This is a genomic window from Streptantibioticus parmotrematis (genome assembly GCF_019890615.1).
GTDB classification, from domain to species: Bacteria; Actinomycetota; Actinomycetes; order Streptomycetales; family Streptomycetaceae; genus Streptantibioticus_D; species Streptantibioticus_D parmotrematis.
This window is the reverse complement of record NZ_JAINVZ010000004.1, coordinates 457,168-477,198: the sequence shown is the minus strand read 5'-3', so window position 1 is coordinate 477,198 and position 20,031 is coordinate 457,168. Positions and strand designations below refer to the sequence as shown.

Annotated in this window: 19 protein-coding genes and 1 pseudogene; 5 read left to right on the top strand and 15 right to left on the bottom strand. The window is 71.8% G+C overall.

Features of this window, described 5'->3' with window-relative positions:
- Nucleotides 1–154: 154 nt before the first annotated feature.
- The 7 genes and pseudogenes from K7472_RS33815 to K7472_RS09495 form a co-directional block, all read right to left on the bottom strand.
- A pseudogene (locus K7472_RS33815) lies at nt 155–382 on the bottom strand (MFS transporter); the annotation flags it as partial.
- A 10-nt stretch (nt 383–392) separates the two neighbouring features.
- Nucleotides 393–2,012, bottom strand: a complete 1,620-nt coding sequence (locus K7472_RS09520) for a type IV secretory system conjugative DNA transfer family protein (RefSeq protein ID WP_308013825.1) — start codon at nt 2,010–2,012, stop codon at nt 393–395.
- A 24-nt stretch (nt 2,013–2,036) separates the two neighbouring features.
- On the bottom strand, nt 2,037–3,413 hold the full coding sequence (locus K7472_RS09515) for an ATP-binding protein (protein WP_252395365.1): 1,377 nt from the start codon (nt 3,411–3,413) through the stop codon (nt 2,037–2,039).
- A gap of 122 nt (nt 3,414–3,535) precedes the next feature.
- Nucleotides 3,536–5,062 carry an SCO6880 family protein gene (locus K7472_RS09510; protein WP_222976063.1) on the bottom strand — a complete coding sequence of 509 codons (1,527 nt, stop codon included), beginning with the start codon at nt 5,060–5,062 and terminating at the stop codon, nt 3,536–3,538.
- A complete protein-coding gene (locus K7472_RS09505) occupies nt 5,059–6,432 on the bottom strand; it encodes a hypothetical protein (RefSeq protein ID WP_222976061.1) in 1,374 nt (457 codons plus the stop codon). Before K7472_RS09505 ends, K7472_RS09510 begins: the two co-directional genes overlap by 4 nt.
- On the bottom strand, nt 6,422–7,237 hold the full coding sequence (locus tag K7472_RS09500) for a DUF8175 domain-containg protein (RefSeq protein ID WP_222976059.1): 816 nt from the start codon (nt 7,235–7,237) through the stop codon (nt 6,422–6,424). Before K7472_RS09500 ends, K7472_RS09505 begins: the two co-directional genes overlap by 11 nt.
- A gap of 73 nt (nt 7,238–7,310) precedes the next feature.
- On the bottom strand, nt 7,311–7,619 hold the full coding sequence (locus tag K7472_RS09495; RefSeq protein ID WP_041825083.1) for a DUF8827 family protein: 309 nt from the start codon (nt 7,617–7,619) through the stop codon (nt 7,311–7,313).
- A 290-nt stretch (nt 7,620–7,909) separates the two neighbouring features.
- On the opposite strand from K7472_RS09495, the gene K7472_RS09490 reads away from it, so the two are divergent.
- Nucleotides 7,910–8,938 (top strand): bifunctional lytic transglycosylase/C40 family peptidase, encoded by a 1,029-nt coding sequence (locus K7472_RS09490; RefSeq protein ID WP_222976057.1) that lies wholly within the window; start codon nt 7,910–7,912, stop codon nt 8,936–8,938.
- 215 nt (nt 8,939–9,153) lie between these two features.
- Nucleotides 9,154–9,867 (top strand): phosphatase PAP2 family protein, encoded by a 714-nt coding sequence (locus K7472_RS09485; protein WP_222976055.1) that lies wholly within the window; start codon nt 9,154–9,156, stop codon nt 9,865–9,867.
- Between the two features lie 25 nt (nt 9,868–9,892).
- Here K7472_RS09485 and K7472_RS09480 read toward each other — a convergent pair whose 3' ends face one another.
- The 3 genes from K7472_RS09480 to K7472_RS09470 form a co-directional block, all read right to left on the bottom strand.
- Nucleotides 9,893–11,452 carry an FAD-binding oxidoreductase gene (locus K7472_RS09480; protein WP_222976053.1) on the bottom strand — a complete coding sequence of 520 codons (1,560 nt, stop codon included), beginning with the start codon at nt 11,450–11,452 and terminating at the stop codon, nt 9,893–9,895.
- Nucleotides 11,453–11,643: 191 nt separating this feature from the next.
- Nucleotides 11,644–12,567, bottom strand: a complete 924-nt coding sequence (locus K7472_RS09475; protein WP_222976052.1) for a carbohydrate kinase family protein — start codon at nt 12,565–12,567, stop codon at nt 11,644–11,646.
- 54 nt (nt 12,568–12,621) lie between these two features.
- Nucleotides 12,622–12,801 carry a hypothetical protein gene (locus K7472_RS09470; RefSeq protein WP_222976050.1) on the bottom strand — a complete coding sequence of 60 codons (180 nt, stop codon included), beginning with the start codon at nt 12,799–12,801 and terminating at the stop codon, nt 12,622–12,624.
- Between the two features lie 154 nt (nt 12,802–12,955).
- Here K7472_RS09470 and K7472_RS09465 point away from each other — a divergent pair, with 154 nt between their 5' ends.
- Nucleotides 12,956–13,144, top strand: coding sequence for a hypothetical protein (locus K7472_RS09465; protein WP_222976048.1), 189 nt, complete (start codon nt 12,956–12,958; stop codon nt 13,142–13,144).
- A 78-nt stretch (nt 13,145–13,222) separates the two neighbouring features.
- Here K7472_RS09465 and K7472_RS09460 read toward each other — a convergent pair whose 3' ends face one another.
- Entirely contained in the window at nt 13,223–13,594 is a 372-nt protein-coding gene (locus K7472_RS09460) for a metal-sensitive transcriptional regulator (RefSeq protein WP_222976046.1), read from the bottom strand.
- A 212-nt stretch (nt 13,595–13,806) separates the two neighbouring features.
- Here K7472_RS09460 and K7472_RS09455 point away from each other — a divergent pair, with 212 nt between their 5' ends.
- Together K7472_RS09455 and K7472_RS09450 are read left to right on the top strand one after the other, a co-directional pair.
- Complete coding sequence (locus K7472_RS09455) at nt 13,807–14,427, top strand: DUF47 domain-containing protein (RefSeq protein ID WP_222976044.1); 621 nt, start codon at nt 13,807–13,809, stop codon at nt 14,425–14,427.
- 5 nt (nt 14,428–14,432) lie between these two features.
- The gene (locus K7472_RS09450) at nt 14,433–15,431 is read left to right on the top strand and encodes an inorganic phosphate transporter (RefSeq protein WP_222976042.1); all 999 of its coding nucleotides are present in this window, start codon (nt 14,433–14,435) and stop codon (nt 15,429–15,431) included.
- A gap of 275 nt (nt 15,432–15,706) precedes the next feature.
- Here the strand turns inward: K7472_RS09450 and pstB are convergent, their stop codons facing one another.
- The 4 genes from pstB to pstS all read right to left on the bottom strand — a co-directional run bounded on the left by pstB (nt 15,707) and on the right by pstS (nt 19,849).
- Entirely contained in the window at nt 15,707–16,486 is a 780-nt protein-coding gene (pstB, locus tag K7472_RS09445) for a phosphate ABC transporter ATP-binding protein PstB (RefSeq protein ID WP_222976040.1), read from the bottom strand.
- A 73-nt stretch (nt 16,487–16,559) separates the two neighbouring features.
- The gene (pstA, locus tag K7472_RS09440; RefSeq protein ID WP_222976038.1) at nt 16,560–17,630 is read right to left on the bottom strand and encodes a phosphate ABC transporter permease PstA; all 1,071 of its coding nucleotides are present in this window, start codon (nt 17,628–17,630) and stop codon (nt 16,560–16,562) included.
- Complete coding sequence (pstC, locus tag K7472_RS09435; protein WP_222976036.1) at nt 17,627–18,610, bottom strand: phosphate ABC transporter permease subunit PstC; 984 nt, start codon at nt 18,608–18,610, stop codon at nt 17,627–17,629. Before pstC ends, pstA begins: the two co-directional genes overlap by 4 nt.
- Before the next feature lie 105 nt (nt 18,611–18,715).
- Nucleotides 18,716–19,849 carry a phosphate ABC transporter substrate-binding protein PstS gene (gene pstS / locus K7472_RS09430; RefSeq protein ID WP_222976034.1) on the bottom strand — a complete coding sequence of 378 codons (1,134 nt, stop codon included), beginning with the start codon at nt 19,847–19,849 and terminating at the stop codon, nt 18,716–18,718.
- Nucleotides 19,850–20,031 lie beyond the last annotated feature (182 nt).

Sequence of the window (20,031 nt, the reverse complement as noted above, 5' to 3'; positions counted from 1 at the left end):
GCTGTGACGGTTTTCCGTCACAGCCCAGCGGCTTTTTCGCGTTGTGCGTCGGTGGTCGGTGCGCCACTGCCCAGGCCGAAGCCCGTGGAGAGCTGGAACGGGGCCAGCGCGCGGCCCGGCACGCGCGGCGGGGACCAGAGCGGTGACCAGGGCCGGTGACCACCGGCACCGTGTTGGCGACGAAGATGCCCGTCGACCACAAGGGGGACGCGTGCAGCCTCGTCACGAGGACGACGGGGAGCGCGATCTCGGGCACGTTCAGGCAGAAGACGTAACGGCGCGGCGCAGCGGTCGTTACGTGCACCATGCCCTGGACGCGGGCGCGTTGACGGGGCTGGGGACGGATCCGCTGGCGGCCGTGTGGCGATGACGCGGCACGAGGGCGTCGCCGGTCAGATCGTCAGGCGGGTCGTCGCCGCCCGCCAGATCCTCTCGGCCTGCTTCGGCGGCCAGCGGTGGCGGGCCTGGTCCGCGGAGCGCAGCACCGCCAGCACCGGCAGGCCCAGCGCGGGGCCCTCGGCCATCAGGGACGGGAGTTCGGGGAGCGGCGCGATCGTGGCGACGTCGTCCAGCACGCACGTCATTGGTGGGTCGAGCCGACCGGGGGATGACCCTTCGGCCACGCGCCGGCCGTGCTCGACCACGCTGGAGACAAGTGCGGTGAGTACAGGCATCGCACCTGGGTCGGTACGCGGGTCCTCGCGGGGCGTACCGACTACGTAAAGCGTTCCCCGTTCGGCCACGAACGATTCCAGATCGAGCACATCCGTACGACCCGGGCTGCACGCGTCCCTGATGTGCAGGGAGTTGAGGCAGGACAACGCGGTGTGGATCAACTCCTGCGCCGCGTCGCGGCGTTCGGGGTGGGCGTGCAGCGTCGCCTCCAGCTCGCCGCTCCAGCCGGACGCCGCGTCGCGTGCCGTGCGCAGCACCCGCAGCGCGTCGGAGGAGCCGGAGCCGCCCGCCCAGCGGTGCAGTTGGCGGAACGGCATGCCGTCCACCGCGGCGGCGTGCAGCCAGCAGCGCAGCAGGGTCTCGGCGGCGTCGTTGACGGTGACGTCGTGGGTGCGCAGCGGGGCGAGGAGGGCGCGGGCCCTGGTGGTCGCGGTCGCCGGGTCCTGGCAGCCGTTGTGCGGGGCCCAGCGGAGCCTGCCGGGGGTGTCGACCAGGTGCTCGGGGTCGAAGACGTGGACCGGGCCGAGCTTGCCGCGGTTGCCGACGGTCTGCTGCCAGGTCTGGGCGTCGGCGCAGGTGACGACGACCGGGCCCTCGGCGTCCAGCACGGCGGGCTGGACGAGCCGCTTGCCCTTCTCGGCGGCCGCCGCCCCGCCCGCGCCGGTGAACAGCAGCCCGGCTCCGGTGAGTTGGCCGGGGACGGGTGGCGCCGCGGTGACGGCGGTCTCGGGGGCGGCCGGAGCGGTGACGGCGGCCGCCACGGGCTGCGGCTCCGGCTCCACGGGCACCTGCGGCGCGGGCGGTGCCACGGGGGCCTGCGGAGCAACCGGCGGCGCCTGCGCGGGAGCCTCGTACGCCGCCGCCGGTACGGCCTCCACGGCGGGCTGCGGCACGTACGGTACGGGCGGCTGGGCCTGGGGCGGGGTCGCGGGTCGCTGGTCGGGCAGCGGGGCCTGCGCGGGCGCCGTCAGGCGGTCGTGGCGTCGGGCGGCGCGGACCGCGCGGTAGCGGGTGAACGTGCCCAGCAGGAAGACCGCCAGCACCAGCAGGACCAGCACCTCGCCGAGGAAGATCCCCCAGAACAGCCCCGGGCGGGGCAGGTCGGCCGCCGGGACCTGCTGCCAGGCCGTGGCCAGGTCCTGCGGCCGGGTGATCAGCTCCCGCATCGCCAACGGGGTTCTGGTGAAGTGCAGATGGCGCGGCCAGCGGCCGTGCGCCAGCAGGCCCGCGACGCCGGTGCCGGTCCACAGCAGGACGGTGGCGCCCAGCAGGAAGCCGATCAGGGCGAGCAGCAGGCCGTCCGGCACTCCGCCCTCGCGGCGGGTCTCGCGCGGCACGCGAGAGGTCTGCGGGGGCACGCGTCAGGCCACCGCGTCGTCGGCGAGGTGCTTCTCCAGCGACACCTCGGCTTCCGTGCGGTCGTTCTCGTACAGCTCGCTGGACTCGGTCATCGCGCGGTCGGTGTAGACCAGCGGGCGTTCGGTCTCGGTGATCAGGTGCTTGACGACCTGCACGTTGCCGTTGACGTCCCAGACGGCGATGCCGGGGGTGAGGGTGGGGATGATCTCCACCGCCCACCGTGGCAGGCCCAGCACCCGGCCGGTCGCGCGTGCCTCGTCGGCCTTCTGGGCGTAGATCGTGCGGGTCGAGGCCATCTTCAGGATCGCCGCGGCCTCCTTGGCGGCGGCGCCGTCGACCACGTCGGACAGGTGGTGCACGACGGCGACGAAGCTCAGGCCCAGGCGGCGGCCGAACTTCAGCAGCCGCTGGAAGAGCTGGGCGACGAACGGGCTGTTGATGATGTGCCAGGCCTCTTCGACCAGGAAGATGCGCTTGACCCGGTCCGGCCTGATCCAGGTGTGCTCCAGCCACACTCCGACGATCGCCATCAGGATGGGCATGGCGATGGAGTTGCGGTCGATGTGCGACAGGTCGAAGACGATCAGCGGCGCGTCCAGGTCGATGCCCGCCGTGGTCGGGCCGTCGAACATGCCGCGCAGGTCGCCGTCGACGAGGCGGTCGAGGACCAGGGCGACGTCCAGGCCCCAGGCGCGGACGTCCTCTATCGCGACGTTCATCGACTCGGTGGACTCCGCGACCGGGTTGCGCAGCCGCTCCACGATGTCGGTGAGGATCGGCTGGCGGTCGGTGACGGACGCCACGGCGTGCGCGTGGGCGACCTTCAGGGCGAAGCCGGACCGCTCGTCCAGGCCGTGGCCGAGGGCGACCTCGATGATGGTGCGCAGCAGCGCCAGCTGGCCGGTCGTGGTGATCGCCGGGTCCAGCGGGTTGAGCTTGATGCCGCCGTCCAGCGCGGCCATCGGGTCGAGGCGGATGGGCGTTATCCCCAGCTGCTCGGCGATCAGGTTCCACTCGCCGACGCCGTCCTCGCCCTGGGCGTCCAGCACGACGACCTGCCGGTCGCGGAACCGCAGCTGACGCAGGACGTAGGTCTTCTCCAGCGCCGACTTGCCGTTGCCGGACTCGCCCAGCACCAGCCAGTGCGGCGCGGGCAGCTGCTGCCCGTACAGCTGGAACGGGTCGTAGATGTAGCCCTTGCCGGAGTACACCTCGCGCCCGATGATCACTCCGCTGTCGCCGAGGCCGGGCGCGGCGGTGGGCAGGTAGACGGCCTGCGCCTGACCGGTGGAGGTACGCACCGGCAGCCGCTGCGTCTCGACCTTGCCGAACAGGAAGCTGGTGAAGGCGTCCGTCAGCGCGGAGACGGGATCCAGCATGGCCATGGGGGATCCTCCTCAGTCGCCTGCGGGCCGGTGGCCGGTCCGGTGGCCGGGCCGCGGGCGGTCGTGCCGGCCGACGGTACGGCTGCCCACGTCCATCGTGACGTGCGGTGTCGGCTTCATCGGCGGATTCCCGTCGCGAACGGCAGCGTGTTGACGAACGCGCGGTGGTGTTCGCGGTCGCACCACTCCAGCTTCAGGTACGACTTGCCGGCCGAGGCGCGGATGGTGCGCTTGTCGCGGGCGAGCGCCTCGGGGGAGCGGGAGGAGACCGTGATGTAGCCGACGAGGTTGACACCGGCCGCACCGGAGGCGAGGTCCTCGCCGCGCTGGTCGACGCGGGAGGTGTGGTGCACGTCGCGGGGGTCGATCACGCGGTTCATCTTGGCGGCGCGGGAGGCCTCGGCGTCGTCGTTGGTCTTCTCCGTCAGCATCCGCTCGATGGCGACGTCGGTCGGCTCCAGGTCCATGGTGACGGCGACGGTGCGGATGACGTCGGGGGTGTGGACCAGCAGCGGCGCGAGGAAGTTGACGCCCACCGGGGTCATCGGCCACTCCTTCACCCACGCGGTGGAGTGGCACCACGGCGCCCTGGTCGTCGACTCGCGGGTCTTGGCCTGGAGGTACGTCGCCTCGGTGGCGTCGAGTTCGGCCGGCCAGGCGTTGCGGCGGGTCATCGCCTGGATGTGGTCGATGGGGTGGTCCGGGTCGTACATCGAGTGCAGCAGCGACGACAGCCGCGCCTGGCCGAGCGGCTGGCGCACCCGGATGTCGGCCTCGGCGAGGCGGGCGCAGATGTCGTTGAGCTCGCGGGCCATCACGATGGCCAGGCCCTCGTCGCGGTCGTGGCCGGTGGCCTTGGCCATGGTGTGCGCCTCGGCGGCCAGTTCACGGGTGTAGTGCATGCAGGCGACGAGGTAGGCGCGGTGCTGCTCGGAGGAGGTGGAGACCATCGACTGGAGCTGGTCGTACGAGCCCTGGAGCCAGGTCGGCGCGGTGGGGTCGCCGCGCTGGGCGACGTCCTTGGCGTGCGCGTCGGGGTCGGCCGGCAGGGTACGGGCCAGCATCTGGATGCGGGTCACGAAGCCGTCGCCGTTGGCCACGTGCTTGAGCAGCGTGCCGAAGCGTTCCACCAGGGCTTCCTGGTCCTCGCTGTCGCGCAGGCCGACGCCGGGGCCCTCGATCTCGATGACGGCGGTGGCGGTACGGCGTTCCAGGTGGAGCAGGACGGCGATCTCGTCGGGACCGAACGGCGCCGTCAGCCAGTTGACGCGGCCGATGCCGGGCGGCGGGCCGACCTCCACCTCGCGGCCGTCCAGCCCGATCCCGGCCTCCTGCACGCCGGAGCGGTAGGCGGCGTTCGCGCGCAGGGTGCGGCGGTAGGTGCGGTTGATCTCGAACCAGCGGTAGAACGTGCGGTGCCGGTACGGCAGGAAGACGGCCGCCAGCGCCAGCAGCGGGAAGCCCACCAGGCCCAGGATGCGCAGCGGCAGGATCGGGATGGCCAGGCCGCACAGCATGCCGGCGCCCGCGCCGACGACGATCAGCGCGATCTCGCCGGTCTCGCGGTTCTTGCCGACGATGGCGTTGGGCCTGGCCTTGCCGATGAGGTACGTGCGGCGCTGGGCGATGGGCTGGGTCGTCACGGCCTGTCCCCTCCGTTCCTACGGTCTGACGTGCGCGGCGCGGGGGTCGCGGGCGTGGGTGCGGCGGGAGCCGGAGGGGCGGCTGCCGGCGCGGGCGCGGTGGCGTGGGGGGCGCCGCCGCGGGCGCTGTGGGCGGAGATGCCGCCCGACATGGCGCCGGCCCCGGCGGGCTGGGCGCCGCCGGAGGCGGCCTGCTCCTCGGGGCCGCCGCGGGCACTGTGCGTCTTGATGCCCTGCTTGACGAGGGCGGCGGGGGAGGAGATCAGGGCGGCGCCGGGGGAACCGGCGGCCTTGTGGTCGCCGCGCAGCTTGACCACGTCGTCACCGAAGCCGGGCACGAAGCGGTAGATCATGGCGCTGGCGAAGATGGCCAGCAGGATGATCGCCAGGCCCGAGACGACGGCGGAGAACGAGGTGGGCCCGTTGGTGCCGGACAGCGCGCCGGCCAGGCCCAGGACGATGACCACGACCGGTTTGACCAGGATGACGGCGATCATGATGCCGGCCCAGCGGCGGACGTGGTGCCACATGTTCTTGTCGACCAGGCCCGCGTAGACGGCCGTGCCGAGGAGGGCGCCGACGTAGAGCAGGGCGGCGCGGATCACCAGTTCCAGCCACAGGACACCGGCGGCGAGGACGGAGACCATCGAGACGACGATCAGCATGATCGGGCCGCCGCCGATGTCGTTGCCCTTCTTGAGGGCGTCGGCGAAGGAGCCGAAGAAGGTGTCGGAGTTGCTGGTGACACCCCGGGCCAGGACGGTGGTGACGGCGTCCACGGCGGAGGTGACGGTGTAGAGGATCAGGGGGGTGAAGGCGGAGGCCAGCACGGTGAGCCAGAGGAAGCCGACGGCTTCCGACAACGCTTCGGTCAGCGGCACGCCGCGCACCGCCCGCTTGGCGACGGCCAGCAGCCACAGCACGAGCGTGAGGATCGTGGAGGCGGCGAAGACGACGGCGTACTGGCGCAGGAAGGTGGTGTTGGTGAAGTCCACCTGGGAGGTGGAGGTGATGGCGTGCGACAGCTTCCCGATGATGAAGGAGGCTGCGTCGGCACAGCCTTTGGCGAGGGAACTGAGGGGGTCGAGCGAACTCGTACCGGGGAGGCTTCCACCGCCACCGGATCCGCTGCCACCGCCCTCGCAGATGGAACGCGCCGGGTTGGGGATGCTGGAGCAGGGGTTGCCCGTGGCAGGCGCCGATCCCGAGGCACTGGGCTTGGGTGAGGGCGCCGCCATGGCCCTGGCGGACAACAGCACCACCGCGGTCTGGACGGCGACCAGCGCGGAGGCGACGGTGACCGTACGGCGGCGGCCGTGAGCAGCCTCCCCAGGGCGCGCACCTGGCCTGCGGAGTCGCTTACCGGGCATAGGTGAACCCTCCGAACTCCCTGATCGCATCGGTCATGTCCTTGGCGGTCGACGCGGCCTGGTCGCGCCCGACCGGCGTGGGACCGTCCTTCTGGCTGTAGGAGGTGACCTTCCAGTCCCCGCCGGCCCAGACGAGCTGGAAGGTGTCGGTGTACCAGCTCTCGGACACGGGGTTGGTGGATCCGTTGCCGGCCAGCCCGAAGAGGGACGAGTACCAGACCTCCACCGCCGCGTTGCCGTTCGCGTAGGTGTCCAGCTTGCTCCCGACCGGGTCGGCGCGGGAGACCAGTGTCATCCCCGAGGGAGCCGCCCCTTGGGCGGTCAGGCCGACGCGCGTGAGGAAGGTGGTGTCGGAGTAGGCGGAGTCCAGTTGGCTCTGCTGACCCGCGACCGCGCCCGGGGCGTACACCGTCGCCACGATCTCGTGTCTGCGGCTCGTGTTGAACATGCCGTCGGAGCCCAGTGCCACCGCGAAGTTCGCCGCTGCTGACTGGGCTCCTTCCGCGGTGTGGGGGTAGCCGGTGGGGATGCCGGAGGTCTGGGTGGTGGCGGGGTGGGTGCCGGTGGGGGTCGTGGGGGTGGCGGTCGGGTTCTTGGCCGCGTCGTCCGTGGAGCCGCCGGAGGTCCCCCGCGTGGCGAACGCCAGCGCCGCGATGAGCAGGACGACGACGCCCGTCACCGTCACCAGCGTCCGCGAGGACGACCGCGGGGGCCGGCGTGCCGCCGTGCCCGCGTCGCCCTCGGGCAGGCGGGTGCGGGTCTGGCCGGCGGTCGGGTCGTCGTCGTGGCTCGGGTGAGTGGGCATCAGCACGCAGCCTAGGTGGGGGAGTCGGGGCCTGGGACGGGCCCCGGGGGGCGTACGGGGGCGCGGGGGGCGGCTAGACCGCCATCCCGTACACGATGGTGAACAGGGTGCCGAGCGAGCCGATGATGAACACGCCGGTCAGTCCGGCGATGATCAGACCCTTACCCTGCTCGGCACTGAACGTATCGCGCAGCGCCGTGGCGCCGATCCGTTGTTTGGCCGCGCCCCAGATGGCGATGGCCAGGCACAGCAGGATCGCGACGGCCATGACGACCTCGACCATCACCCGTGCTTCGTTCCCAAGGTTGCCGAAGGGACCCCAGTTTGGCGCGATACCGCCGATGATGGTGTTGATGTCGCCCTTCGAGGCTGCCAGGAACATGGATAACTCACCGCCCCGCATGATCAGTTGGGTCCCGCGCAGGGTGCAGGGGACCAGACTCTATATTGGCCGACAATGTCGCCGTCGGATGTCGACCGGGCGACTTTCTCGGCGGATTCCCGGTGTGATCCGCGACCTGCCGTCCACACTGGTGCGCGGAACCGTGATGCGGACGCGTGTCCGACAGGTGTCCGAGGGGACCGGCGGACCTTACTGTGTGTATCACGCACTTCAGCACAGAGCAACGACGCTGGTGATCAGGGGTCAGGAGAGCGAGGGAGGGGCGGCCGATGGGCGGGCTCGGCGGGACCGCGCGCAGGACCTGGCTCGTCGTCAGCGTCGTTGTGGGGACGTGCCTTTCGTTCCTCGTGCTGCTGGTCGTCGGCACCTACTCGGCCGCCGCCTCGCTGGCGGGCGGCGTCGAGGGCGCGGTCGGCCTCGCCCCGGGTGCGGTGCCCGCGGTCTACGTGTCGCTGGTGGAGAAGTGGGGCGGGCTGTGCCCGTCGCTGTCCCCGCCGCTGCTGGCGGCGCAGCTGTACCAGGAGAGCGGCTGGAACCCGAACGCGGTCAGTGGCGCGGACGCCGAGGGCATAGCGCAGTTCATCCCCGGCACCTGGGCGACGCACGGCTTCGACGCGGACGGTGACGGGAAGGCCGACGTATGGGACCCGGGGGACGCGATCCCGTCCGCCGCCACCTACGACTGCGAGTTGGCGCAGGACGTGAAGAACGTCCCCGGCAGCAACACCGACAACATGCTGGCCGCCTACAACGCGGGTGCCTACGCGGTCATCCAGTTCGACGGCGTGCCGCCGTACGCCGAGACGCAGGACTACGTGCGGCGCATCACCACGCTGGCGCAGAGCTTCACCGCCCCCACCTCCACGCTGGCGCCGTCGCAGCAGGCCGCGGGCGCCATCTACTTCGCGCAGTCCAAGCTGGGCACGCCGTACCTGTGGGGCGGCACGGGCACGGCGGCGGACGGCGGGCGGTTCGACTGCTCGGGGCTGACGCAGGCCGCGTACAAGTCGGTCGGCATCACCCTGCCGCGGGTCGCCAACGACCAGTGGAACGCCGGGCCGCATCCGACGCGCAGTCAACTCCTCCCGGGTGATCTGGTGTTCTTCGCCACCGATCTGTCGGATCCGCGCACCATCCACCACGTGGGCATCTACGTGGGCGGCGGCTACATGATCGACGCGCCGCACACCGGCGCTACGATTCGGTTCGACCCGATCGACGAGGCGGACTACATCGGGGCGACCCGGGTGACGCAGGCCGGTGCTCAGGCACTCCCGACCGACACCCCGTCGTCGTGAGACCGTCACTCCACCGTCATGACAGAGGGTCAGGCTTTGGCCCTGACAGGTGGCGTGCGGTATCCTTTCGATAACTTCCTGGTGATCTTCCGGTAAGGGCGGAACCCCCGGCGCCGGAAAGCCCGTTCAATGGATGTCGTGCGACAACGATGCCGCACGAGTACCGCGGGGGTTGGTAGCGGGGGCGACGACGACCGGTGTGAGGGGTGTCCAGGATGGAAGAGCTGGCGTTCGACGGCTCCAACCCCGATGTCGGACTGCTCGTCAAGCTCAACGGCCTGGCGCGGCTCGCCCCCGGCTGGCTGGACCACCTGGCCCGGCTGCTGGGTGAGTACGGGATGCCCGCGGCGTCGGTGGCGCTGGTGCTGTGGTGCTGGTGGCGGGTGGCCAGGCGGCAGGGCGACGACGCGCCCGCCGCGGTCGCCGGGGTGGTGTGGTCCGCGCTCGCCGCGCTGATCGCGGTGGGGCTGAGCGTGCCGATCCGTCAGGTGGTGCAGCGGCCACGGCCCTTCGACGGCCAGCAGAACCTGTACGTGCTGATCCGCGGCACGTCGAGGTTCTCCTTCGTCAACGACCACTCCACGCTGGCCATGGCGATCGGCGTGGGGCTGTTCATGGTGCACCGCAGGGCCGGGCTGCTCGGCATAGGGCTCGCGGCCTGCGAGGGCTTCCTGCGGGTCTTCCTCGGCGTCAACTACCCCACCGACGTGATCGGCGGCTGGGCGCTGGGCACCGCCGCCGCGCTGCTGCTGGCGCCGCTGGCGACGCTGGGCCTGGTGCCGCTGACCCGGGCGGTCGGCCGGGGCCCGGCGGGCACGCTGGTGCGCTCCGCCCGGCATCCGGTCCGCAAACGGGAACTGGGCGTGTGGGGCGACACGGTGGACCCGGTGCGCGACGCGGCGGCCTGCGACAAGGACCTGGCCGCCTAGCGGCCACCGCGCCGGGCCCGGCGCGTCAGAGCGCCTGCGGGAAGTCGAAGACGCGGCTCGGGTCGTACTGCCGCTTGAGCGCGGTCAGCCGGGCGGCGGCCGGGCCGTAGTACGCCTGGCGCCAGTTGGTCAGCGCCGGGTCGGTGTAGTTCTGGTACGCGGCGCCCGACGCGTACGGCCGCATCGCGGTCCACAGCCCGTTCAGCCAGCCGGTGCCGCTCAGCGCGTCGGAGGCGATGTACTGCGCCAGGAACCGCGAGGTGCGGTGCACGAACGCGGTCGAGCCGACCGGCACCCGGTTGACCGCCCCGCCCAGCGCGGTGAGCGCCACCGAGCCGGCGCCGCCGCCGCGCCGCGAGCGCAGCGCCGCGACCTGGGCGACCAGCGCGGCGGCTCCGGCGGAGCTCAGCGAGCGGTCGTAGAAGTCGGAGCGGGCGGTGTAGGTCTCGCGGCCCAGCTGCCCGTTGGCGGTCCGGCCCGGGGTCGGGCCGGGCAGGTGGCACTGGGACGGGGTGCGGTCGGTGCAGCCCGCGTAGGCGTTCATCGCGTCGAGGTAGGCGTGGCGGCGCAGCGAGACGCTGGAGGCGGGGCCGACGCGGTCGGCGAGCCGGTCGACGGCGTTCTGCAGGTCGCCGTAGGAGCCGAGGGAGAACGCGGCGAGCGACAGGGTCGGCGAGCCGCCGGGCGCGCAGTCCAGGTGCAGCGACGACCAGATCTCGTCGGGCAGTCCCGGGCCCCACTCCTGCCAGGCCGCGATCGCCTGCGCCGCCTTGGCCCAGGGCCAGGTCAGGTAGCCGGTGACGCAGGCCGGGGCCGGGTGGGTGCGGTAGGAGAGCTGGGTGACCACGCCGAACTGGCCGTTGCCCGCGCCGCGCAGCGCCCAGAACAGGTCGGTGTTGGTGTGCGCGTCCGCCCGCAGGGTGCGCCCGTCCGCGGTGACCAGGGTGGCGGAGGTGAGGTTGTCGCAGGTCAGGCCGTAGGCGCGGGCGGCGACGCCGTGGCCGCCGCCGAGGGTGAGCCCGGAGACGCCGACGGTCGGGCAGGAGCCGGCGGGTATCGTCACGCCGCGCGCGCCCAGGGTGTTGTAGACGTCGATGAGCTTGGCGCCCGCGCCGACGGTGGCGGCGCCGGAGGAGACGCTGATCCCGGCCATCTTCGAGACGTCGATGACGAGGCGGCCGTTGCCGGAGGACCAGCCGGCGTAGGAGTGGCCCCCGTTGCGTATGGAGACCGGGACCTTGGCACGGCGGGCGAAGGCCAGGCACTCGGCGACGTCGGGGGCGCCGGTCACGTAGGCGATCCCGGCCGGGCGCTGGCCGTCGTAGCGGGTGTTGTACAGCTTGCGGCCGGTGTCGTAGTCCGCGTCGCCGGGGCGGACCAGGGTGCCGTGCAGCCCGCGGGCGAGCGCGGTCCAGTCGGCGGGCGCGGCGGCGCCGGAGGTCGCGCCGGAGGTCGTGGCGGTGCGTTGCGCGGGCAGGGTGGCGGCGGCGGTGGCGGTCGAGGCGCCGCGGCCGCCGCAGGCGGACAGCAGCCCTCCGGCCGTCAGGGCGGCGCCGCTGCGCAGTACGGTCCGGCGGTCGGCCATGGCGCGTCTCCAACGAGTGGTGGTTCGAATGCGTGCACGATGGGAGATGCGCGGGGGCGGGGTGGCGGTTCCTTCGCGCCCGCTTCGGCGCGCGGGCGTACGCCCCCAAGCGCGGTGCGGTGCGGGGGCGTTCGGAGGTGTTCGGGCTTATGTGTCCTGAAGTGCGGAGAGTTGGCCGGTTTGCGCCTGGCTCAGGCCAGTTCGCTCGCGTAGGGCGGGTCGGCGCCGGGGCGGGAGCAGGTGAGGGCGGCGGCGCGGGCGGCGAACTCCAGCGCCGCGCGCCACGCGTCCTGCTCCAGCGCGGCCACCGCCTCCGGGGCGAGCGCGTCGCGGGTGGCGAGCCAGTGCAGCAGGGCGGCGTTGACCGTGTCCCCGGCGCCGATCGTGTCGGCGACCGGCCCGGCGACGGCGTCGGCGCGCACGCGGCCGTGCCGGGTGAACGCGGTCAGCCCGCGGGGGCCGTCGGTGAGCACGACCGCCGCCGGGCCGCGCGTCAGCCACTCCTCGCACGCCTCGGCGGGATCGCCGCCGGTCAGCCATCCCGCGTCGTCCGCCGACAGCTTCAGCAGGCCGACGTGCGGCAGCCAGGCCGCGAAGCGGCGCCGGTGGGCGGCGGCGTCCGGGATCAGGGCGGCCCGGATGTTGGGGTCGAGCGCGGTCAGCACGCCGCGGGCCGCCGCCGCGCGCAGCACCTCCTCGTACGCGCTCGCACCCGGTTCCAGCGCCAGCGAGCAGGTGCCGAACGCGATCGCCCGCAAGTCCCGGGGCAGTTCGCGAGGCGTCTCGAAGAGCCGGTCGGCGGTACCCTGCGCGTAGAAGGTGTACGAGGCCGAGCCCGACGCGTCGAGCGTGGCGGCCGCCAGCGTCGTCGGTTCCGGGCCGCGCGCGACCAGCGAGGTGGCCACGCCCGCCTCGCGCAGCCCGTCCAACAGCGCCTCGCCGTACGGGTCGAGGGAGATCCGGGACAGGAAGGCGACCGGCGTGCCGAGGCGGCCCAGGGCGACCGCCGTGTTGTACGGGCCGCCGCCGCGCCTCGGGTCGAGCGGCGCGAGCGCGCCCGGGCCGCGCGGGACCAGGTCGATCAACGCCTCACCGGCCACCACGATCTTCGCCATGCCCCGCAGTCTCGCGTACGGGCAGGCCGTGCGGGCGGGCGGGCCGCCGGGGTGTCAGCGGGCGGCGGGCTGCGGCGCCTGGTGCTCGTCGGCGTCCTGCCGGGCGCGGTCGCGGGCTCTGCGGGCCGGGCCCGACCAGCCACAGGTGCACCGGGCGTACGCGAAGGAGCCGCGCTCGGCGGTGTGGGTGCGATGGGTGGGCGTCTCGGCGGAACGTGCCTGCGGGGGGAGCACACCTCCACGCTACCCTTCCGGCGCCCCGCGGATGCCGGGAGGGCCGGGCGAAATGGCCCGTACGTGCCATGCGCCCGGGGCGGCCCGCTCCCTAGGCTGGAGACCCGGTTTCCGTCGAGTCCCCGGACCTTTCCTGGACGAGGAGGTGGTGCACGTGGCGTCGTCGCCCGGATCGCAGGTGGCGGAGCATCAGGACCGCGTGGCCCTCGCCGAGATCGAGTGGTGCGGCGAGCTGATGATCGCGGCGTCGGCGGTCGGTGAGGGACGGCTGAGCTTCGCCCGCATCGACGAGGTGCTGGAGGTCGGCCGGGCGGAACCGCCCGAGCCGTGCTGGTTCCGGTAGCCGCGCGTCGGCGGGCTCGCGCGCGTACGGTCAGGCGGACGGCGGTCAAGCGTGCGGAGGTCAGGCGCGCGTGAGCGGTCAGGCGCGCAGCAGGCGGGCGATGGCGGCGGTGGCCTCGGCGACCTTGGCGTCCGCCTCGGGGCCGCCCTTGGCCGCGGCGTCCGCGACGCAGTGCCCCAGGTGCTCCTCCAGCAGTTGCAGCGCGAAGGCCTGGAGCGCCTTGGTGCCCGCGGAGACCTGGGTGAGGATGTCGATGCAGTAGACGTCCTCCTCGACCATCCGTTGCAGCCCGCGGACCTGGCCCTCGATCCGGCGCAGCCGCTTGAGGTGCTGGTCCTTGCGGCCGCTGTAGCCGTGAGGGCCGGCCGGGGATCCGGTGGCGGCGTGCCGGGTGTCCTGCGCCGCCGCGGCGTCCGGCCCGTCCTGCGCCGTCGTCTCCCCGTGCGTCATGACGCCCTCCGTGCCCCGTCGTATGCCCCGTCGCATCCCATGCCCGTTATACCCCCTACGGGTATATGGTACCGAATCGGTCCCAGGTTCGACCCCCCACCTGTATGGAGCACTCTGCCCTATGGGCGACACTGGTGAACGCCGGTTCGCCCTGGCACGGTGATGCGCCTAGCATCGTCGGGACCGCCCCCAAAGCACCCAGAGGACTCCCAGTGCGCCTTCGTCTGACCCCCCGGGAGACGAGCTTCTACGACATGTTCGCCGCGTCAGCGGACAACATCGTCACCGGCTCGAAGCTCCTGATGGAACTGCTCGGGGCCGACACCTCCGCGCGGGCCGAGATCGCCGACCGCATGCGTGCCGCCGAGCACGCGGGTGACGACGCGACGCACGCGATCTTCCACCAGCTCAACTCGTCGTTCATCACGCCGTTCGACCGCGAGGACATCTACGCGCTCGCCGGGTCGCTCGACGACATCATGGACTACATGGAGGAGGCCGTCGACCTGGTCGTCCTCTACCAGATCGAGGAGCTGCCCAAGGGTGTCGAGCAGCAGATCGAGGTCCTGGCGCGGGCCGCGGAGCTGACCGCGGAGGCGATGCCCAACCTGCGCACGATGCGCAACCTCACCGAGTACTGGATCGAGGTCAACCGCCTGGAGAACCAGGCCGACCAGATCCACCGCAAGCTGCTGGCGCACCTGTTCAACGGCAAGTACGAGGCCATGGACGTGCTCAAGCTCAAGCAGATCGTGGACGTCCTCGAAGAGGCGGCGGACGCCTTCGAGCACGTGGCCAACACGGTGGAGACCATCGCGGTCAAGGAGTCCTGACCCAGGTGGACACCTTCGCACTCGTCGTCGTCATCGGCGTCGCGCTCGGCTTCACGTACACCAACGGCTTCCACGACTCCGCGAACGCCATCGCGACCTCGGTCTCCACCCGGGCGCTCACCCCCAAGGTGGCGCTCACCATGGCCGCGGTCATGAACGTCATCGGCGCGTTCATCGGCAGCGGCGTCGCCAAGACCGTCAGCAGCGGCATCATCGACGCGCCCACGGGGAACCGGGGGCTCGGCGTGCTGTTCGCCGCGCTGATCGGGGCGGTCGTGTGGAACCTGGTCACCTGGTACTTCGGCCTGCCGTCCTCCTCCAGCCACGCGCTGCTGGGCGGCCTGGTCGGCGCGGCGCTCGCCGGGTCGGCGACCGTGCACTGGAACGGCGTGCTCGACAAGGTCATCCTTCCGATGATCATCTCGCCGATCGTCGGGCTGATCGTGGGCTACCTGGTGATGGTGGCCATCCTGTGGCTGTTCCGCAGAACCACCAACCCGCACCGCACCCGGCGCGGGTTCCGCGCCGCGCAGACCGTCTCGGCGGCGTCGATGGCGCTGGGCCACGGCCTCCAGGACGCGCAGAAGGCGATGGGCGTGGTCGTGCTGGCGCTGATCATCGCGGGCAAGGACACCGGCGGGGGCATCCCGATCTGGGTGAAGTTCGTCTGCGCGCTGATGATGTCGCTGGGCACGTACGCGGGCGGCTGGCGCATCATGCGCACGCTCGGGCGGAAGATCATCCAGCTGGACCCGCCGCAGGCGTTCGCGGCGGAGGTCACCTCGTCGTCGATCCTCTACATCACGTCGTACATCTTCAAGGCGCCGATCTCGACCACGCACGTGATCACGTCGGCGATCATGGGCGTGGGCGCGACGAAGCGACTGAAGGCGGTGCGGTGGGGGGTCGCCAAGAACATCGTGCTCGGGTGGTTCATCACGATGCCGGCTGCTGCGCTGGTCGCTGCGCTGGCTTACTGGTGTGTTCAGGGCGCGTTCGGCTGAGGTTCGTTTGCCCACCCACCCGCCCTGCAGGTTGGTTGGTGGGCGGGGGGGGCGGGGCTCCGCCCCGCACCCCCCCGGGGGCTCCGCCCCCCGGACCCCTACCGGGGGCTCCGCCCCCCGGACCCCTACCGGGGGCTCCGCCCCCCGGACCCCCTGTCCCCGTGTGCCTTCGGGCCCTGCCCCCACTCCACAACGCGATCGGGCCCGCCCCCAAAGGGGGCGGGCCCTGGCCGTGGCGGTGGCACCGCCATGCAGCATCGCCACGGCGGTCTCGGTCAGCCGAAGCGGCCGGAGATGTAGTCCTCCGTGGCCTGCGCCGACGGGTTGGAGAAGATGCGCTGGGTCTCGTCGAGCTCGATCAGGCGGCCGGGCTGGCCGACGCCGGCCAGGTTGAAGAAGGCCGTGCGGTCCGACACCCGGGCCGCCTGCTGCATGTTGTGCGTGACGATGACGATCGTGAACCGTTCCTTCAGCTCACCTATCAGGTCCTCGATGGCGAGCGTCGAGATCGGGTCGAGGGCGCTGCACGGCTCGTCCATGAGCAGGACGTCCGGCTCCACGGCGATCGCCCGCGCGATGCACAGCCGCTGCTGCTGGCCGCCGGACAGGCCCGCCCCGGGCTTGTTGAGGCGGTCCTTGACCTCGTTCCAGAGGTTCGCGCCGACCAGGGACCGCTCCACGATCGTGTCGAGGTCCTTCTTGCGCTTGGCCGTGCCGTTCAGCCGCAGGCCCGCCGCCACGTTGTCGTAGATCGACATCGTGGGGAACGGGTTGGGGCGCTGGAAGACCATGCCGACGGTGCGCCGCACCGCGACCGGGTCGACGCCCGCGCCGTAGAGGTTCTCCTCGTCCAGCATCACCTTGCCCTCGACCCGGCCGCCGGGAGTGACCTCGTGCATGCGGTTGAGGGTGCGCAGGAAGGTGGACTTGCCGCAGCCGGAGGGGCCGATGAAGGCCGTCACCGAGCGGGGCTCGACGGTCATCGAGATGTCCTCGATGGCCAGGTGGTTGCCGTAGTAGGCGGACAGGCCGCTGACGTCGATGCGCTTGGCCATGGGATTACCAACTCTTCTTTCTCGTGCCGCGTAGGCCGTGTATGCCGCGTGTGCCGTGTGTGGCGTGGCCGGGTCAGCGGCCTGAGGTCTTCGGGGCCTTCCAGCGGGCGAGGCCGCGGGCCAGCAGGTTGAGGATCATCACGAACGCGATCAGCACGAGCGCCGCCGCCCAGGCACGGTCGTAGGAGGCGTCGTTGCCGTTGGCGTACTGCTCGTAGACGTAGTACGGCAGCGAGGACTGGGCGCCGCTGAACGGGTTGTTGTTGATCAGCTGGTTGCCGAAGACCAGCAGCAGGACGGGCGCGGTCTCACCGGCGATGCGGGCGACCGCCAGCATCACGCCGGTCAGGATGCCGCCGACCGACGTGGGCAGCACGACCTTGAGGATGGTGCGCCACTTCGGCACGCCCAGTGCCAGCGAGGCCTCGCGCAGCTCGTTGGGGACGAGCTTGAGCATCTCCTCGGTGGAGCGCACGACCACCGGCATCATCAGGATCGCCAGGGCCAGCGAGCCCGCGAAGCCGGAGTAGCCGAAGCCCAGGATGATGATCCAGAAGGCGAGGATGAACAGGCCCGCGACGATCGACGGGATGCCGGTCATCACGTCCACGAAGAAGGTGACCGCCTTCGCGAGCCTCCCGCGGCCGTACTCGACCAGGTAGATCGCGGTGAACAGGCCGATCGGCACGGCCATCAGGGAGGCCAGCCCGACCTGCTCCAGGGTGCCGATGATCGCGTGGTAGACGCCGCCGCCCGGGCCGGTGGTGATCACACCGCCCATGGAGTGGGTCAGGAAGTTGCCGTCGAGGACCTTCACGCCCTTGGCGACCGTGGTCTCGATCAGCGAGTACAGCGGGACGACGGCCAGGATGAAGCAGGCCCACACCAGGCTGGTGGCGACCCGGTCCTTCGCCTGCCGGCGGCCCTCGACCAGCGAGGTGAGGGCGTAGGTGCCGACGACGAAGAGGATCAGGGCTATCAGGCCCCACTGGAGGTGGCTGGAGAGGCCGGCTCCGGCTCCGATGCCACAGGCGACCGCGACGGCGGCGACCGCCACGGCGGCCGGGGCCCAGCGCGGCAGCCTGCGGTGGGCGAGCGGCGGGCGCAGGTCGGACCTGGGCTGGTCCTGGACGACGGCGCTCATGCTGCGGCTCCCGAGTACTCCTTGCGGCGGGCGATGATCATCCGGGCGGCGCCGTTGACCAGCAGGGTGATCACGAAGAGCACCAGGCCGGAGGCGATCAGCGCGTCCCGGCCGAAGTCGGTGGCCTCACCGAAGTGCGAGGCGATGTTCTGTGCGAACGTTCCGCCCGCCGGGTCCAGGATGTGCGCGGTCAGCACCGGCGAGGACGACAGCACGGTGGCGACCGCCATCGTCTCGCCCAGCGCGCGGCCCAGGCCCAGCATCGAGGCGGAGACGATGCCGGAGCGGGCGAACGGCAGCACCGACATCCGGACCACCTCCCAGCGGGTGGCGCCCAGCGCCAGCGCGGCCTCCTCGTGGGCCCGCGGCACCTGGCGGAAGACCTCGCGGCTGACGTTGGTGATGATCGGGATGATCATGATGGCGAGCAGGATGCCCACGGTGAACAGCGAGCGGGCCGCGGTGCCGGGGGCGGACTGCTTGAAGACCACCGTCCAGCCCAGGTACTGGTCGAGCCACGCGGTCAGGCCCTGCATGTGCGGGACGAGGTAGAGGGCGCCCCACAGGCCGTAGACGATGCTGGGCACGGCGGCGAGCAGGTCGACGACGTAGGCCAGCGGGGAGGCGACCCTGCGCGGCGCGTAGTGCGAGATGAACAGCGCGATGCCGATCGACACCGGCAGCGCGATCACCATCGCGATCACCGAGCTGACCACGGTGCCGTAGGCCAGCACGGCGATGCCGAAGACCGGCGGCGTGTTGTCCGCGTTCCACTCGAACGTGGTCAGGAAGTTGCCGTGGTCCTGGCTGACCGCCGAGATCGTGCGCACCGTCAGGAAGACGGCGATCGCGGCCATGATCACCAGCAGCAGGATGCCGGAACCACGCGACAGGCCCAGGAAGACGCGGTCACCGGCACGGGTGACGGTCTTCCCAGCGGGGGCGGGAGGGGCGAGGGAGTCCGTTGGAGTCGTGTCCATGGGTCTGCTCCGGTCTGGCGGGGGCGGTGGCCCCCTGGTGGCGGTGCACCGGATGGGTGGACGGCCGGCCCCGCGCGGGGAGGCGGTGGGGCCGGCCGGGTGGCGTCAGGAGAGCGCGTCGATGGTGGAGCGCACCTTGGCGTTGATCTCCGCCGGGATCGGGGCGTAGCCCTGGCCGCTCAGGCCCTGCTGGCCGCTGCCCGCGATGTAGCTCAGGAAGCCCTTGGTGGCGCCGAGCGTGGCGGACTTGTTGCCCTTGTCGCAGACGATCTCGTAGGTGACCAGGGTGATCGGGTAGGCGCCGTCGGCCTTGGTGGCGTAGTCGAGCTTCAGCGACAGGTCGTCACCGGTGCCCACGACCTTGGCGTCGGCGATCATCTTGGACGCGTTGTCCGAGCTGGCCTGCACCGGCTGGGAGGCGCCGGTGTCGACGGCCACGGTCGGGATGGAGCCGGCGGTCGCGTAGGACAGCTCGAAGTAGCCGATGGAGCCCGCGGTCTGCTTAACCTGGGCGGCGACACCGGAGGAGCCCTGCGCGGACTGGCCGCCCTTGGCCTGCCAGGCCTTGCCGCCGCTGTACGGCCACTCGGAGCCGGCGGCGCCGATGAGGTACTTGGTGAAGTTGTCGGTGGTGCCCGACTCGTCCGAGCGGTGGAACGCCTGGATGGCGGTGGAGGGCAGCTTCGCCGACGGGTTGAGCTTGGCGATCGCCGGGTCGTTCCACTTGACGATCTTGCCGTTGAAGATCTTCGCCAGGGTGGGCGCGTCCAGGACCAGGTTGCTGACGCCCGGCAGGTTGTAGCCGACCGCGATCGGGCCGCCGACCATCGGCAGGTCGATCGCCTGGCCGGTGCCGCCGCAGACCTTCTTGGACTGGGCGATCTGGTCGGGCTTGAGCGCCGAGTCGGAGCCCGCGAAGGCGGTGGAACCCTGGAGGAACTCGGTGACGCCCGCGCCGGAGCCGGTGCCCTTGTAGTTGATCTGGGTGCCCGGGCAGGCCTGCATGTAGTTCTTCACCCAGACGTTGACCGCGTTCTGCTGGGCGGTGGAGCCGGAGGCGAGCAGGTTGCCCTTGCTGCCGCACTTGATGCTGCCGGCCGCGGCGTTGGAGGCACCCGTGGACGGGCTGCTGGAGCCGCTGTTGTTGTCCGAGCCGCACGCCGTCAGGACCAGGGCGCCGGAGACGGCCGCCGCGCCGACGGCCAGGGCACGCAGCCCGCTCTTCCGCTGAAGCTTCACCTTCGAGTGTTCCTTCCTGGAGCCCGCCGGCGCCCGGCGAAGCAAAGGGTTTGGGTGGTGCTGGTGTGACTGGTCACCGGCGTTCATCAGCTCACCGGTAAGGCTGAAATTAGGCAGAACAGGTGAAGCCGCCGACGAAGGAGAGTGAACGCGGGGTGAACCTCGCCCATCGGTGTGGCATA

Coding starts and splice junctions, on each gene's coding strand:
- K7472_RS09495 (WP_041825083.1), bottom strand. CDS start 7,619: ATGTTCCTGGCAGCCTCGAAGGGCGACATCAACACCATCATCGGCGGT.
- K7472_RS09505 (WP_222976061.1), bottom strand. CDS start 6,432: ATGCCCGGTAAGCGACTCCGCAGGCCAGGTGCGCGCCCTGGGGAGGCT.
- K7472_RS09485 (WP_222976055.1), top strand. CDS start 9,154: ATGGAAGAGCTGGCGTTCGACGGCTCCAACCCCGATGTCGGACTGCTC.
- pstA (WP_222976038.1), bottom strand. CDS start 17,630: ATGAGCGCCGTCGTCCAGGACCAGCCCAGGTCCGACCTGCGCCCGCCG.
- K7472_RS09500 (WP_222976059.1), bottom strand. CDS start 7,237: ATGCCCACTCACCCGAGCCACGACGACGACCCGACCGCCGGCCAGACC.
- K7472_RS09490 (WP_222976057.1), top strand. CDS start 7,910: ATGGGCGGGCTCGGCGGGACCGCGCGCAGGACCTGGCTCGTCGTCAGC.
- K7472_RS09460 (WP_222976046.1), bottom strand. CDS start 13,594: ATGACGCACGGGGAGACGACGGCGCAGGACGGGCCGGACGCCGCGGCG.
- pstC (WP_222976036.1), bottom strand. CDS start 18,610: ATGGACACGACTCCAACGGACTCCCTCGCCCCTCCCGCCCCCGCTGGG.
- K7472_RS09480 (WP_222976053.1), bottom strand. CDS start 11,452: ATGGCCGACCGCCGGACCGTACTGCGCAGCGGCGCCGCCCTGACGGCC.
- K7472_RS09515 (WP_252395365.1), bottom strand. CDS start 3,413: ATGCTGGATCCCGTCTCCGCGCTGACGGACGCCTTCACCAGCTTCCTG.
- pstB (WP_222976040.1), bottom strand. CDS start 16,486: ATGGCCAAGCGCATCGACGTCAGCGGCCTGTCCGCCTACTACGGCAAC.
- K7472_RS09475 (WP_222976052.1), bottom strand. CDS start 12,567: ATGGCGAAGATCGTGGTGGCCGGTGAGGCGTTGATCGACCTGGTCCCG.